Consider the following 14,705-nt stretch of genomic DNA (forward strand, 5'->3'; position numbering starts at 1 on the left):
TGTATAGAAAGGAGCGAGCAGCATGATTTCGATTGCAAGTGCAATGAAGCAAGAGGAAATTATTACTTTATTAGAGGCATATCAAGGGGAAAATGAAACATTTACTTTTAAAGAAAAGAATGGTATTAAGTTATTTTTTGAAGTTGAAGGAGACCCTGAAACTGCTGCACAAGTTGCAAAACAGCTGATTAAGGAACAACCTTGGGGTGGCGTTTTATACTTCCAAGCAACGGTAGTCTAAAAAGATAGGATGGATGAAAATGATTAGAAATGGATTATTTTTATGTAGTATTGGCTTCTTGATTGTTTTGTATTCGTTGAATCCCAGCTCCTTAAACTATGATTTATTAAGTCTGACAACGGGGATTTTTTTCATTGGACTTGGTGGTTACCTGTTTTTTAAAGGAAAAAAAGTTGCTGAAGAAGAGGCGACAAAGGATGAGGTGAAACGGTAATGGAAATTACGAAAACATTAACTATTTCAGCAGATGAATTTTACACGCAATTAATGAATTCTGTTATTTTTGATATCCGTAAGCAAACAGGCAAAACTCTTACAAGAAAGCAGTTGCGTAAGTTTGAATACATCAAAGAATATAGTAAAAATAGTCGCGCGAAAATAGTTATTGAAGAAGCTGTAGAAAATAAGACCTATCAATTTCGAACATCCACAACTAAAAATGATTTCTCGGTGCGGTATGAGCTCCAGCCAATTGATGAAAAAAGCTGTGAACTGCGTTATACAGAAACAATGGTTTCTTATGGGGCGTTACAAAAACTGAATGATGCAGTATTAGGTATCTTTTTAAGTTATTTTAAAAAGAAACAGTTTTATAAAATGCTTAAAATGATGGAAACTGCTTAAAGGGAAAAAGCGGCTTTTGTCCAGTTGATTCTCTTCAGCTTTAGAAAGTGAGCGATGAGTCGTTTCGACTTATCGCTCACTTTTTTTTGTGGCCCTATTATTTTGGAAACGCACACAAAAAAGCTGTGTGTAATCGTTTTATTTTTAGTGTGTACACGCTTTCCATGTTGAAAAACGTTGTCATATCAAGGTTTTCAATGTGTTAAAACTTGGCACGCTTCTTGCTTATATAAAGGTGTAAAGCAAAACAAAGAGAATTTAGGAGATGAAGGAAAATGGCAAAAAAAACAATTATGTTAGTTTGTTCCGCAGGAATGAGCACAAGTTTATTAGTAACAAAAATGCAAAAAGCAGCAGAAGATCGTGGCATGGAAGCAGACATCTTTGCAGTATCGGCTTCTGAAGCAGATACAAACTTGGAAAATAAAGAGGTGAATGTTTTACTTTTAGGTCCACAAGTTCGTTTCATGAAAGGGCAATTTGAACAAAAATTACAACCAAAAGGGATTCCTTTAGATGTCATTAACATGGCGGACTATGGCATGATGAATGGCGAAAAAGTTTTAGATCAAGCAATTTCATTAATGGGATCATCAAACTAGAGCAGAAAATGGGGTAGAGGTAATGGACGGACAACAGAACTTAGAAGCAATCATGGGTTTAATCATGTATGGCGGAAATGCTAAAAGCGATGCAATGGAAGCGATTGCCGCAGCAAAATCGGGGGATTTTGAATTAGCAGACAAAAAAATTGCAGATGCAGAAGAATCACTTGTACATGCACATCATTCGCAAACAGGAATGTTAACAGAAGAAGCAAAAGGCAATAACATGCAAGTAACATTGTTAACAGTGCACAGTCAAGATCATTTAATGACTGCGATTGCATTTACAGATTTAGCAAAAGAAATTATCGATCTTTATCGCCGTATTGATAACGAGTAATCTCGTTGTCAATGCGTCTTATAAGAAAAAAGCGCTTGAGAAAGCGTTAATTAGGAGGAATAACAATGGACGGATTTGTTCAATGGATGGAGAAACACTTTATGCCGAAAGCGTCAGTAATCGCAGCGCAACGGCACTTGGTAGCAATTCGTGACGCGTTTGTCGTAACGATGCCATTAATGATTTTAGGGGCTTTGGCGGTATTAATTAATAATATTCCAATTCCAGGATATGAGGACTTTTTAAACAAAATTTTCCCAATGATGTATAACGATGCACCAATTTGGAAAAGCTTTGGTGGTAACATTTGGAACGGTACATTCGCAATCTTTGCCGTTTTAGTAGCCTTTTTAGTAGCACACAATTTAGTTAAATCTTATGGAAAAGACGGCATTGCAGCCGGTACAGTTTCTGTAGCTTCATTCTTCGCAGTTGGCGGCTTAGAAGGTATGGGCGCAACTGGATTATTTATTGCTTTGATTATTGCACTTATTTCAGGAGAACTATTCCAACGTTTATCTGGCAATCCTAAATTAGTTATCAAAATGCCTGATGGTGTACCACCAGCAGTAGCAAAATCATTTGCGGCATTATTACCAGCAATGATTACAATCAGTTTATTTAGTTTAATTACATCAATTCTATTTGCTTTAGGAATTGACAATATCGTTATTTCATTCTATGAAGCAGTTCAACAACCATTTATGGGACTTGCAAACAGCTACCCATCAGCATTATTGTTAGCTTTCATTACACCATTCTTATGGTTCTTTGGTTTACATGGTGCCAACATGGTTGACCCATTAATGCAAACAATCAACGTACCAGCGATTGATGCGAACATTAAAGCTTTAGAAGCAGGTAAAGCAATTCCTTATATTGTAAACAAACCTTTCTTTGATTCATTTGTAAACTTAGGTGGAACAGGAGCAACATTAGGTCTGTTAATTGCTATCTTTATCGTAGGTCGTCGTAACAAACCATACAAAGTCATTACAAACTTAAGTTTAGCACCAGGACTATTTAATATTAATGAACCAGTCATGTTCGGTTTACCAATTGTTTTAAACCCAATTATGTTTATCCCATTCATTTTAGTCCCAATGGTTCTTGTAACTGTTGCGTATGTGGCGACAGCAACTGGTTTAGTACCAGCTGCAACCTTTATGCCACCTTGGGTAACACCACCAATTATTGGCGGATTTTTAGCAACGAAGAGTATCGCCGGCGGAGTTTTAGCAGCTGTTAACTTATTGATTTCTATTTTGATCTACATGCCTTTCGTAAAAGTAGCAACAGATCAATACTTGAAACAAGAAGCAGCCGCAGAAGCAGCTGAGTAAAAAATCGAAGGATTGAATCGTCCGGACTCTTACGGAGGGTTCAATCCTTTTTTTAATGATTAAATCGTAAAGGAGCAAACAACATGAAATATCAATTTCCAGAAAATTTTTGGTGGGGTTCTGCAGCCAGCGGTCCTCAAACAGAAGGCGTTTTTGAAGGTGATGGTAAAGGTCAAAATATTTGGGATTTTTGGTATCAAGAAGCGCCAGAAAAATTTTTTCAACAAGTCGGTCCAGATAAGACCTCACAATTTTATAAAAAATACCAAGAAGATATTCAGTTAATGAAAGAAACGGGACATAACTCTTTTAGAACATCCATTCAATGGAGCCGTTTAATTCCAGATCCTACAACAGGGAAAGTCAATCAAACAGCAGTTGATTTTTATAATCAAGTGATTGATGATTTATTAGAACAAGGGATTGAGCCCTTTATGAACTTGTATCATTTTGATATGCCGATGGTACTTCAAGAAAAAGGCGGTTGGGAAAGCCGTGAAGTGGTTGATTTGTATGTTGACTTTGCCAAAACCTGTTTTGAATTGTTTGGCGATCGCGTGAAAAAATGGTTTACGCACAATGAACCAATTGTACCAGTTGAAGGTGGTTATCTATATGGCTGGCATTATCCTGATAAAGTGAATCTAAAAGAAGGGATTCAAGTACTCTATCATGAAGCTTTAGCTAGTGCCAAAGCGATTGCCGTCTATCACTCTATGAACTTATCAGGTGAAATTGGCATTATTTTAAACTTAACGCCGACTTATCCTCGTGATGAGCACAACGAAGCCGATGTAAATGCGGCTAAATTTGTCGATGGTTTCTTTAACCGTTCGTTTTTAGACCCGGCTGTTAAAGGTCATTTTCCAGAAGATATGGTTGCTTGGGCGAAAGCAAATGACTTATTGCCAGAAACAACGCCAGAAGATTTAGCAATAATTGCTGAAAATACTGTGGACTTATTAGGAGTAAACTACTATCAACCACGTCGTGCCAAAGCAAAAGAAACACCTGTTGAAACACGACCAGAAGGCTTACTTCCAGAAGATTTTTATGATGTCTACGATATGCCTGGCAAAAAAATGAATCCTTACCGTGGCTGGGAAATCTACGAAAAAGGTATTTATGATACATTAATGAATTTAAAAGAAAATTATGGCAACATTCGCTGCTACATTTCAGAAAATGGCATGGGCGTAGAAGGAGAAGAACGCTTTGTCAATGAACAAGGAGTCATTGAAGATGATTATCGGATTGAATTCGTGCAGGATCACTTGAAATGGGTGCATCAAGCGATTCAAGAAGGTAGTAATGTTCAAGGATATCATATGTGGACGTGTATGGATAACTGGTCTTGGCTTAATGCCTATAAAAATCGTTACGGCTTCATTGCTGTGGATTTAGATGATGATGCGAAACGGACCATTAAGAAAAGCGGTCGTTGGTTCAAAGAAATGACAGCAAATAACGGCTTTTAGAAAGAGAACCGTTTCTGTGATAAAATGAATTGATACAATGTGCGAGGAGGAAAGAAAATGACAACTAAAAGAGTCAAAAAAATGGGCAAAGAAGAAATGAAAGAGATGTTTGATCTTGTCATCTATGCTTTTAATCAGGAACCCACGGTGGAACGCCAAGAACGTTTTGAAAAATTGTTGTCACATACGCAAAGCTATGGCTTCCTAATTGATGAGCAATTAACAAGTCAAGTGATGGCGACACCTTTTCAAGTGAATTTCCATGGTGTCCGCTATCCCATGGCTGGAATTGGCTATGTGGCTTCTTATCCAGAATATCGTGGTGAAGGCGGCATCTCTGCTATTATGAAAGAAATGTTGGCTGATTTAGCGAAACAAAAGGTTGCCCTTTCTTACTTAGCACCGTTTTCATATCCATTTTATCGTCAATATGGCTATGAACAAACATTTGAACAAGCAGAGTATACAATTAAAACGGAAGATTGGCCACGTGTTAAACGAGTTCCGGGTACCATTAAACGAGTTTCTTGGGCTGACGGTAAAGAGGTCATTAAAGACGTATACCTTGAAAATCAAAGAGCGCACTCTGGTGGTGTGATCCGTGAAACTTGGTGGCTGGATTATACGCTGAATCGTGCAAGTAAACCAAATAATCAAGCGATTTATTATTCGTCAGAAGGGAAAGCGGAAGGCTATGTGATTTATCGGATAGCTGCTGGCACCTTTGAAATCGTAGAATGGAACTATTTAACTAATACAGCTTTTAAAGCTTTAGCTGGGTTTATTGGCTCACATAGTGGTTCCGTTCAATCGTTCCATTGGATTAATGGTTTTGCTGGAAAAGATTTAAATGATTTAATGCCAACGCCAGCAGCTTCTGTAAAAATTTTACCTTACATGATGGCACGAATCGTTGAGTTACAAACATTTCTGGAAAAGTATCCATTTCAATCAGGAGAAAAAGAAACGTATTCTTTAGAGATTGAAGATTCCTATGGGCCATGGAATGAAGGCATTTGGACAATCACAATTGACGAACAAGGAAAAGCAACAGTGACTAAAGGTGCTGCGGAAAAAGAAGGGACTGCTGCTTTGAAAGCAGATATCCAAACGTGGACGCAACTATTCTTGGGCTATCGTTCAGCAGAGACGTTATCTTTTTATGAACGCTTGCAAGGAGACGCAACGACAGCTCAACGTTTAGGACAACGTTTAGTCAAAGGCATGCCAATTTTAGAAGATTATTTTTAAAAGTGTGTTTATTCGCAAAAAATGACAGAACCTACTATAATAAAAATGTAAAAAGAATTATTTTAGAAAGGTGATGGGGACAATGGCGAAAACGAAACAAGAAAAAGTTGCACGCAATAATAAAATTGGGCAATATATAGCTATTGCGACAGGACTTTATTATTTAGGAAAAATGATTCTTGATCGGCGGCAAAAAAAATAATAGATAAACGAATGACGTGTTTCACTGAAAGAAAGTATCTCGCATAATTGTTTATGCGGGATACTTTCTTTTTGTCTATTGACAGATGTAGTGAAGACTTCTAAAATTAAAACAGATTGTTCTCGTAGCTCAGTAGGATAGAGCAACCGCCTCCTAAGCGGTAGGTCGCTGGTTCAATTCCAGTCGGGAACGTAAAAAACACCTTCCAAATGCTGATTTGATAGGTGTTTTGTTTTATTTGTGCCAAAAATGTGCCAAAAATTTTAGAATTCTATTTTTCTTTACAAAACAGAATTGCTATATTATAGTGATTTCGAACACAGAAAAACACAGTAAAATGCTGAATAACCTTAGTTGGGAATGTAAAAAGGCAAGTAAATTTAAGGGGGAAGACAGATGGCGATTACTATAAATATTTATTATAGTGGGACAAATGGAGGTGCAAGAGAATTTGCCAAAGAAATGATTGCCAGCGGAATTGTAGAGGCAATTCGTGCAGAAAAAGGGAATAGTCGCTATGAATACTTTTTTCCAATGGACGATGAAGAAACAGTTCTGCTGATTGATAGTTGGACAGATCAGGAAGCATTAGACAAACACCACGCTTCTCCAATGATGACCCGTATTACGGAACTTAGAGAAAAATATGATTTGCATATGAAAGTAGAAAGATATGTATCAGATGTAACAGACCCCTTGATAAAAGATGCTGCGTTTATAAGAAAATAACCAGAGTGCAATCATTGATCTTAAAATTTAGTGCTAGGAACATCAGCCGTTTCGACTGATGTTCCTAGCACTTTTTATCTTGTAAGGATGAATCATTTGTTACACACGTTAAATTAAAGAAGGACCATTTGTTCTTCAGTCACAGCCGGTTCGGTTAAAATTTTGGCTTGGGCAGCTGCGAGTTTCGCAATAGGTACCCGATAAGGTGAGCAAGAGATGTAGTTTAGGCCAAGTGTTTGGAAAAACGTGATGGATTGCGGATCACCACCGACTTCTCCACATACGCCAATACTCATGTTTGGTTTAGTGCGACGCGCTTTCTCTACAGCTAATTGAATCAATTGACCAACACCTGTTTGATCTAATGATTGAAACGGATCTTGGGTAATGATTTTCTTTTCCCGATACGTATTAATGAATTTACCGATATCATCACGAGAAAAGCCATAGGTCATTTGTGTTAAATCATTTGTTCCAAAGCTGAAAAAGTCTGCTTCTTCTGCTAACTGATCCGCAATCAGACAAGCTCTAGGTAGTTCAATCATTGTCCCGATTTCGTAAGGGAAAGGAGTCATTTTATGTTCTTCAAAGAGACCGTCAATCGTTTCTTTTAAAATGCGTTTGAGATAGAGAAGTTCTTCTTTTTCGGCGATTAGAGGAATCATCACTTCTGGATAAACAGTAATTCCTTCTTTGACTAATCGAATGGCACTAGTAAATAAGGCTGTAACTTGCATTTTGTATATTTGTGGTTGGGTCACACCTAAGCGACAACCACGATGGCCCAACATTGGATTGGTTTCTTGTAACCGTTCAATTTGTTTGGCGATGGTCACCGGGAACCGTTGTAGTTGCTTCGCCAATAACTGAATATCATTCTTTTCATGAGGTAAAAACTCATGCATCGGCGGATCTAACAAGCGGACCACCATGGGCTTGTCTTGAACTACTTTCAGCATTTGATAAAAGTCTTCCTGTTGAAAATGAAGAAGTTGCTCCAACGCATAGGTTGCTTCCTTTTCAGACTCTGCTAAAATCAGGCGACGCATTTCCAAGACACGCTCTTCACCGAAAAACATATGCTCTGTTCGCGCTAAACCAATCCCCGCTGCGCCAAAACGGATAGCAGTCTCTAAATCTTGTGTAGTTTCTGCATTGGCACGAACAGTTAAATCAGCATATGCATCTGCCCAAGACAAGAGCTCTTGAAGGTCATCGTTATTATCAGCAGAAATTGTAGGAATTTCGCCAAGATAAATTTCCCCCGTTGAGCCATCGACGGAAATGATTGTTCCTTCTAAGATGACCTGTGGCCCGCAGTGTAGTTGTTTGGCTTCTTCATTGACGGTTAAACTTTCACAACCAGTCACACAGCAAGTTCCCATTCCTCGTGCGACCACAGCGGCATGAGAAGTCATTCCGCCACGACTGGTCACAATTGCTTCGCTTACAACCATGCCTTCAATATCTTCTGGTGAAGTTTCTTGACGAACAAGAATGACTTTCTTTCCTAGATTGGTCAGTTCTTTGGCTTTTTCTGCTGTAAAAACAATTTGGCCACTTGCTGCACCAGGACTAGCAGGAAGTCCTATAGCTAAACGTTCCATGTGTTGTCGTTTCTCTTGATCAAACACGGGATGAATTAATTGATCAATCGTATCAGGTGTCACACGCAACAGTGCTTCTTGTTTAGTAATGCGATTTTCTTTGGCTAAGTCTAAAGCAATTTTAACCGTAGCTGCGGCGGTTCGTTTCCCGTTTCTTGTTTGTAAAATATATAATTTTTCATTTTCAATGGTAAATTCAATATCTTGCATGTCACGATAATGATATTCTAAAAGTTCTGCGTAATGGCGAAAATCTTGATAAACTTTTGGCATAGTCAAACGTAAACGACGAATGGGTTCTGGCGTCCGAATACCAGCCACTACATCTTCTCCTTGCGCGTTCAAAAGAAACTCTCCAAACAGTTGATTTTCCCCTGTGACCGGATTTCTAGTAAAGACAACGCCAGTGCCACTGTCTAGTCCACGATTGCCGAAAACCATTTCTTGAATGTTGACAGCTGTACCTAAATCATGTGCAATATGATGTAAGTTTCGATAAACCACCGCACGTTGATTATTCCATGAATCAAAAACAGCTTTGATTGCTTCAAAAAGTTGTGCGACAGGGTCTTGTGGGAAGACCACATGATATTGTTCGAAAACTTCTTGGTAGCGGACAATCAAGGCGAAATGATCTGCTTCTTGAAAAGCGGTAATTTTTTTGTTTAGCTCTTGTTCCAAGCGCTCTTTTTGTTGGTCAAATAATTCTTTGGGAATGTGATAGACGACGTCTCCAAACATTTGAATAAGTCGGCGATAACAGTCAAAAGCAAAACCAGGAGAGGTTAAGGTCGCAAATTTTTTCACACGTTGATCATTTAAACCTAAATTTAAAATAGTATCCATCATACCAGGCATCGAGAAGGCAGCACCGCTGCGAACGGAAACTAAGAGAATCTCATTGTCCGCGGTAAAAGATTTGCCTGTTTCAGTTTCTAGATTTTTAACCGCTTTCAAAATTTCTGATTGTAAGTGTTCTTCAAAGAAAGTAGCATCTGCCAAATAGTCCATACAGCAACGGGTTGTAATCGTGAATCCTTGTGGAATCGGCAAACCTAAGCGTGTCATTTCTGCCAAGTTTGCCCCTTTACCACCAAGAGTCTCTTTACCTTCATTGTGTGTTTCGTTAAAAGAATAAATAAACTTTTTCATGCGTGACCTCCGTTTAATATGTGTCTTATATGTTCAATAAACATCATAATAGACGGAAATAAGTTTGTCAATAGAAAAAGTTTCTTGTCAATATGTTGAAAAAACAATAAATATGTGTATAATTGTAAGCGAATGCACAATTTGTTTAAGAGGAATTGAGGAGGAAATGATGAAATTAAGTAAACGACAAGAGCAAATTATCGCTGTTGTAAAAGAGCATCAGCCAGTTAGTGGTGAACGCATTTCGGACATACTAGCCGTTTCACGTGCGACATTGCGTTCTGATTTGTCTTTTTTAACACTTTCAGGAATTTTAAAAGCAAGTCCGAAAGTTGGGTATACTTACGAAAGTGATAATATGGAGGCTTTTTTCTTTTTTGATGTTTTTCAAACAAAAGTTCAGGAGATCATGAGTCCACCATTGATGGTTGCCCAAGACACCTCAATTCGAGATGCGATTACCAACTTATTTATGTATGATGTCGGTTCTCTTTATGTCATGGATGAAGCAAAAGAATTATTAGGGGTTTTGTCACGAAAAGATTTATTACGGGCCTCTTTAAATACAAATATTGATGGCACACCTGTTGCTGTTTGTATGACAAGAGTGCCACATGTGAAAACCTGCACACCAGAATTTACTATTCTTGAAGCTGCTGACACTTTGCAAAAATACGAAGTGGATTCTTTGCCAGTCGTTGAAAAAGAAAATCCTAAAAAAGTTATTGGAAAAATTACGAAAACGAAAATTTTAACCTATATTACGCAACAAGCGAAAGAAGCCGCACAAAACAGATAAGGGAGCTTAATTATGAAAAAAGAGATCATTGTTTATACTATTTCCGATTCACTTGGAGAAACATCACAAAAATTGTTAGCTGCAGCAAGCGCACAATATCCAGATATTTCTTTTCTTAATCGATACAATTTTTCTTTTGTCACAACAGAAGAAGAATTATTAGAGATTTTAAAAGATGCCTTAAAAGATAAAGCCTTAGTTGTCAGTACATTAGTCAGTAAACAACTAATCACAGCGGCGAAAGAATTTAGTGAACGAACAGGGTTGTTATATTTAGATTTAATGGCGCCATTTTTTGAATTAATTCAAGCGAAAGCCGGAGTAGATCCTATTGAAGAGCCTGGACGACGCCACCAACTAGATCGTGCCTATTTTGATAAAATCTCAGCGATTGAATTTGCTGTAAAATATGATGATGGCAAAAATCCTCAAGGGTTTCTTGATTCTGATATATTGTTGTTAGGCGTTTCGCGGACCTCAAAAACGCCAGTCAGTATGTATTTAGCGAATCAAGGCTACCGCGTTTCTAACTTACCATTAATTCCAGAAGTTCCATTGCCGCCAATTTTGGAAGAAATGGATCCACAAAAAATGATTGGTTTAGTTTGTTCGCCAGAAACATTAGGACAGATTCGTAGCAGTCGGTTGGCTTCCTTAGGTTTAGGTAATGAGACCAGTTATACCAATGTTGAACGGATTGAACAAGAATTAGCTTATGCTGAAGAAATTTTTGCGAAGTATGGCATCCCAGTGATTGATGTAACCGCAAAATCTGTCGAAGAAACAGCCTTTTTAATTAAAGAAAAACTAGATGAAAGAAATTAAAAAGCTTGGCAACCTCACTAAATTTCAGTGAAGTTGCCAAGCTTTTTATACTTAATTGGGATTCTTTTTGTTAGTCAATATTTTTTTGATCGACAATGAGTAAAGCAATCATCACGTAGACAATCCAGCTACTTTTAGAATAAAGTGTATAGCGGGGTTGCCATTTGCTAGCAAATTTTTCCTTGTATTCGCGTAATCCTTGGAAGGAGTAAATTTCTGAACCAAATTCATAAATTAACGCAGCAATCCGTTCTTGAATAAAACTTTTTCTTGATTGACCAACGTTGGCTAACGGAGCCATCCCTAAATTGAAATAATGAATATTTTCTGTTTTCATATATTCAAATAAATGAATAAATAAGAAATCCATACTTCCAGAAGGGGCTTTTTCTTTATGGTGACGCATCAAGTCGATGGTACCAACTTCATTTGTGTAACTAGGAATGATATTAGCGAAAGAGACCATTTCTCCTTCAGCATTTCGGACAACAGCAATTGGGTTTCTTTGAAGATACGCTTCATCGAAAAATCCTAGTGAAAAGCCTTTTTCTTTTCGATTGTCTAACCAACTATCCGAAATAGCTTTTAATTCGTGCATTTGTTCGGCACTAAAAGGAGGTTGGAGTACGTCAAATGAATAGCCGGCTTTGGTAATTTTATTAAACACTGCGCGGGTACCTTTGAATTTTTTCCCAGACATCGTAAATGTTTCTAGATTAACTAAGGCTTCTTCGCCCATTTTGATAAATTCGTAGCCATATTCGTGTAGTAACATCACGCTGTCCTCATTGGTTTCGTAAAAGACGGGTACATAGCCGAAACGATCTGTTTCTTTAAGGAATGCATCAATCGCCGCAGGAAAATCTTCTTTGTTCCCAGAAGGGTTGCCCATCACAATGCATTTATTATTAATGGTGTTGAATTGTAAAAAGACAGTCGGTTCTTCTTTGGGATATAAGAAAACCTGTTTATCATGAAGAAAGACAAGTTCACTGTCAATATTCCCGCCATAAGTTGTTAAGATATTATGCAAGATACTATCTTCTGGAAACTCACCAACTTGGTGTTTTTTCCCTTGGAGGTAGCGAACAAATAGAAAGTTAAAACTCATAACTAAGAGGATAGCGATAAATCCTGACAACCAGATCCGTTCGGAAGGGAACAAGAAAAATTCCACAAAATGATGACGATGGTGTGGGAAGTTCGGTAAATTATAAACACCAATTACCAGGTATAACAAAGTCAACAAGCCAAAGATAAAGCCATCAATCGTCATCCACTCCCAAGAGTAAACCAGTTGTTCACGGTACAATTCTGATTTTGAAAAAATAACGATAAATAATAAAATAGCTAAATAGAAAATGGAAAACATACTAAAGTCAACAACAAATGAATACAAGATAGCACCAATTAATAAAATAATCGTTGGATAATAGGCTCTTTTAACACGATCAGCAATCCCACGTCCCATAATTAATAATGCAAAGCCTAAGACAATACTCGGAATTTGAATAATAATATGAGAACGGAAGGGGTTAATATCTCTTAACCAATGCACTTGAGTGAAGGCTTCTGGAATAGTGGCTAGGAGCACCATCATAATTCCTGAAAAATAAAGTAAAACCACTTCCAGCTTGTGGGCAATTTCCAAAGTAATTTGTTTTAGCAATTGACGATAATGAGTATCCAACTTTTGGCTTAAGTGTTTTGTAAAGAACAAACAGCCAATTAAGAAAGGAATAATATAATAGAATAAACGATAGAGCAATAACCACAAAACAATAATTTCACGATCAACACCTAAGTTGCTTAGTCCTAAAATCATCATGACATCAAAACTACCTAAAGCCCCTGGAATCATCGAAGCAATCCCAATAATCGAAGCTGCTACATATAAAGGAACAATATCAATTAAAGGAATCGGTACATCTAATAAGTAACCAATACTGATAAAGGTAATTAAAACACCTGTCCATTCTAAAAACGAAGAAACAACTAAAGATAAGCGATTTTTTGCATCGAGGTTACCAAAGGAACTATTTTTTTGGAAATGTAAAATAAGATAAAGTAACGGGAAATAAAGACCGCCACCTAATAACCAAATCCAATATTGCTGTAAATAAGCCATCTTTGGATCAAACTGAACAAGGAAAAAGCAAAGAATACTATAAATAGATAGACCGGATAACACAAAAAGTAAAATATGGGTTAACGCAGGTAAAATTTTCTTTTCCTCTGTTTTATTTCCATAAAATTCAGAACGAAGTCCCATGCTGACCAAACCACCGAATCCACCAATATTATTGATGGTATTGACAATCCAGCTAGATTCAAGGAGTTCCCGTTTTGAGACTTTCAAGTTTAAAATGCGATTTAATGTTAAGTCATAATTTAGCATCGGAGTAACGGAAACTAAACCGATAACCATCATCAATAACAATTTCCATAGCGGAATCTCATCAAAAATCTGTTTTAACTGTTCAAATGAGATCGTTTTACCAATTGATAAAAGTTGGGCAACAACAATAATTGAGACCGCAATAACAAACAGTGTTTTTAGTAATCCTGTATGCGTTTTGATCCAATGAATAATTTGTTTCATTTAGACACCTTCATTTCCTTTAAGAATTTTTCGATTGTTTTATTAAAAATATCTGGTGAGTTTTTGGCAAATAAATGACCCTGTTTATTTACCAAGACCAATTTACCATCAGGAATGGCATCAGCAATCGCCCGTGAATGGGAAAGCGCAATTAAATCTCGACTGCCAGTAATAACAAGAGTAGGACAGGGGATGTGTTCTAAATCTTGTTTTGTCAGTCCAGTATCTTCAAATAACAGAGCCACGATAGGGAGCCGTGTGCGCAATTTTTTTGAAAAAAAAGCGCCAATACGACAAAACCAATATTGAAAATAAGTGGCAATCGTTACATATTTTTTCAGACCAGACATGGTGACATTTCCAGAATTTAAGACGAGTTTGTTGACGAAATCAGGATATAAATGGGTAAAAACCATGGCAATATTTGCTCCGTCACTAAAGCCCAATAAATTAATTTTTGTTAAGTGTTCTTGTTGAATAATACCAGCTAAATCTTCTGCCAAAAGCGGAAAAGTTAATTGACTTTGTGTATTGGTGGAACGTCCATGTCCGCGGGTATCCACCGCAATAACTTGATACTCCTTGGAGAAATAAGAAATTTGATAATTAAAAAAAGTATGATCATTGCCATTACCATGAAGTAACACAAGGGGGTAATTTGTTTCTTTGCCAAAAATTTGATAAAAAATTTGACTGCCATCTATTGTTTGAAAATATTTTTCTATTGCCATTCTCCGTCACCTATCTCATCTATAATCAATCGAGTCCTCTCTCATTATAGAGTCTTTTGTCTTTTTTTTGTAATAAAAAACAGAAAATTTTCCGAACAGTTTTGTAAGGTGTTGTAATATAGTGTGATATAGTAGAAGATAGCCACCTAAAAATTAGACTAGAGGAGGGAAAGTTG

Annotated in this window: 14 protein-coding genes and 1 tRNA gene; 12 read left to right on the forward strand and 3 right to left on the reverse strand. The window is 37.2% G+C overall.

Translation table 11 applies throughout. The features are described from left to right. The first annotated feature begins 22 nt into the window (after positions 1-22). From IGJ37_RS03885 to IGJ37_RS03930, 10 genes are all read left to right on the forward strand, one after another. On the forward strand, positions 23-241 hold the full coding sequence (locus IGJ37_RS03885) for a hypothetical protein (RefSeq protein ID WP_002355915.1): 219 nt from the start codon (positions 23-25) through the stop codon (positions 239-241). 13 nt (positions 242-254) lie between these two features. After that, positions 255-455: a DUF3188 domain-containing protein gene (locus IGJ37_RS03890; RefSeq protein ID WP_002355916.1), complete on the forward strand. Its 201-nt coding sequence runs from the start codon at positions 255-257 to the stop codon at positions 453-455. Then, complete coding sequence (locus IGJ37_RS03895) at positions 455-865, forward strand: DUF3284 domain-containing protein (RefSeq protein WP_002355917.1); 411 nt, start codon at positions 455-457, stop codon at positions 863-865. Before IGJ37_RS03890 ends, IGJ37_RS03895 begins: the two co-directional genes overlap by 1 nt. A 275-nt stretch (positions 866-1,140) precedes the next feature. After that, positions 1,141-1,467: a PTS sugar transporter subunit IIB gene (locus tag IGJ37_RS03900; RefSeq protein WP_002355918.1), complete on the forward strand. Its 327-nt coding sequence runs from the start codon at positions 1,141-1,143 to the stop codon at positions 1,465-1,467. Positions 1,468-1,489: 22 nt separating this feature from the next. Then, positions 1,490-1,810 (forward strand): PTS lactose/cellobiose transporter subunit IIA, encoded by a 321-nt coding sequence (locus IGJ37_RS03905; protein WP_002355919.1) that lies wholly within the window; start codon positions 1,490-1,492, stop codon positions 1,808-1,810. Between the two features lie 65 nt (positions 1,811-1,875). Beyond that, the gene (locus IGJ37_RS03910; protein ID WP_002355920.1) at positions 1,876-3,153 is read left to right on the forward strand and encodes a PTS sugar transporter subunit IIC; all 1,278 of its coding nucleotides are present in this window, start codon (positions 1,876-1,878) and stop codon (positions 3,151-3,153) included. Between the two features lie 83 nt (positions 3,154-3,236). After that, the gene (locus IGJ37_RS03915) at positions 3,237-4,631 is read left to right on the forward strand and encodes a glycoside hydrolase family 1 protein (protein ID WP_002364647.1); all 1,395 of its coding nucleotides are present in this window, start codon (positions 3,237-3,239) and stop codon (positions 4,629-4,631) included. Positions 4,632-4,688: 57 nt separating this feature from the next. Continuing rightward, the gene (locus tag IGJ37_RS03920) at positions 4,689-5,882 is read left to right on the forward strand and encodes a GNAT family N-acetyltransferase (RefSeq protein ID WP_065422571.1); all 1,194 of its coding nucleotides are present in this window, start codon (positions 4,689-4,691) and stop codon (positions 5,880-5,882) included. Between the two features lie 320 nt (positions 5,883-6,202). Beyond that, positions 6,203-6,276, forward strand: a tRNA-Arg gene (locus IGJ37_RS03925). Between the two features lie 204 nt (positions 6,277-6,480). After that, positions 6,481-6,813, forward strand: coding sequence for a putative quinol monooxygenase (locus tag IGJ37_RS03930; protein WP_010777500.1), 333 nt, complete (start codon positions 6,481-6,483; stop codon positions 6,811-6,813). A gap of 113 nt (positions 6,814-6,926) precedes the next feature. Here IGJ37_RS03930 and ppdK read toward each other — a convergent pair whose 3' ends face one another. Further along, positions 6,927-9,572, reverse strand: coding sequence for a pyruvate, phosphate dikinase (gene ppdK, locus IGJ37_RS03935; RefSeq protein ID WP_325815061.1), 2,646 nt, complete (start codon positions 9,570-9,572; stop codon positions 6,927-6,929). A gap of 169 nt (positions 9,573-9,741) precedes the next feature. Between ppdK and IGJ37_RS03940 the strand changes: the two genes are divergently transcribed. Both IGJ37_RS03940 and IGJ37_RS03945 read left to right on the forward strand, forming a co-directional pair. Continuing rightward, entirely contained in the window at positions 9,742-10,371 is a 630-nt protein-coding gene (locus IGJ37_RS03940; RefSeq protein ID WP_002355926.1) for a helix-turn-helix transcriptional regulator, read from the forward strand. Between the two features lie 12 nt (positions 10,372-10,383). After that, complete coding sequence (locus tag IGJ37_RS03945; protein ID WP_002355927.1) at positions 10,384-11,196, forward strand: pyruvate, water dikinase regulatory protein; 813 nt, start codon at positions 10,384-10,386, stop codon at positions 11,194-11,196. A gap of 70 nt (positions 11,197-11,266) precedes the next feature. On the opposite strand, the gene mprF is transcribed toward IGJ37_RS03945, so the two are convergent. Beyond that, complete coding sequence (gene mprF, locus IGJ37_RS03950) at positions 11,267-13,798, reverse strand: bifunctional lysylphosphatidylglycerol flippase/synthetase MprF (protein ID WP_325815062.1); 2,532 nt, start codon at positions 13,796-13,798, stop codon at positions 11,267-11,269. After that, positions 13,795-14,529 (reverse strand): alpha/beta fold hydrolase, encoded by a 735-nt coding sequence (locus IGJ37_RS03955; protein ID WP_002355929.1) that lies wholly within the window; start codon positions 14,527-14,529, stop codon positions 13,795-13,797. Before IGJ37_RS03955 ends, mprF begins: the two co-directional genes overlap by 4 nt. Between the last annotated feature and the right edge of the window lie 176 nt (positions 14,530-14,705).

Origin of the sequence: Enterococcus sp. AZ104, assembly GCF_050546705.1 — a bacterium.
GTDB classification, from domain to species: domain Bacteria; phylum Bacillota; class Bacilli; order Lactobacillales; family Enterococcaceae; genus Enterococcus; species Enterococcus faecalis.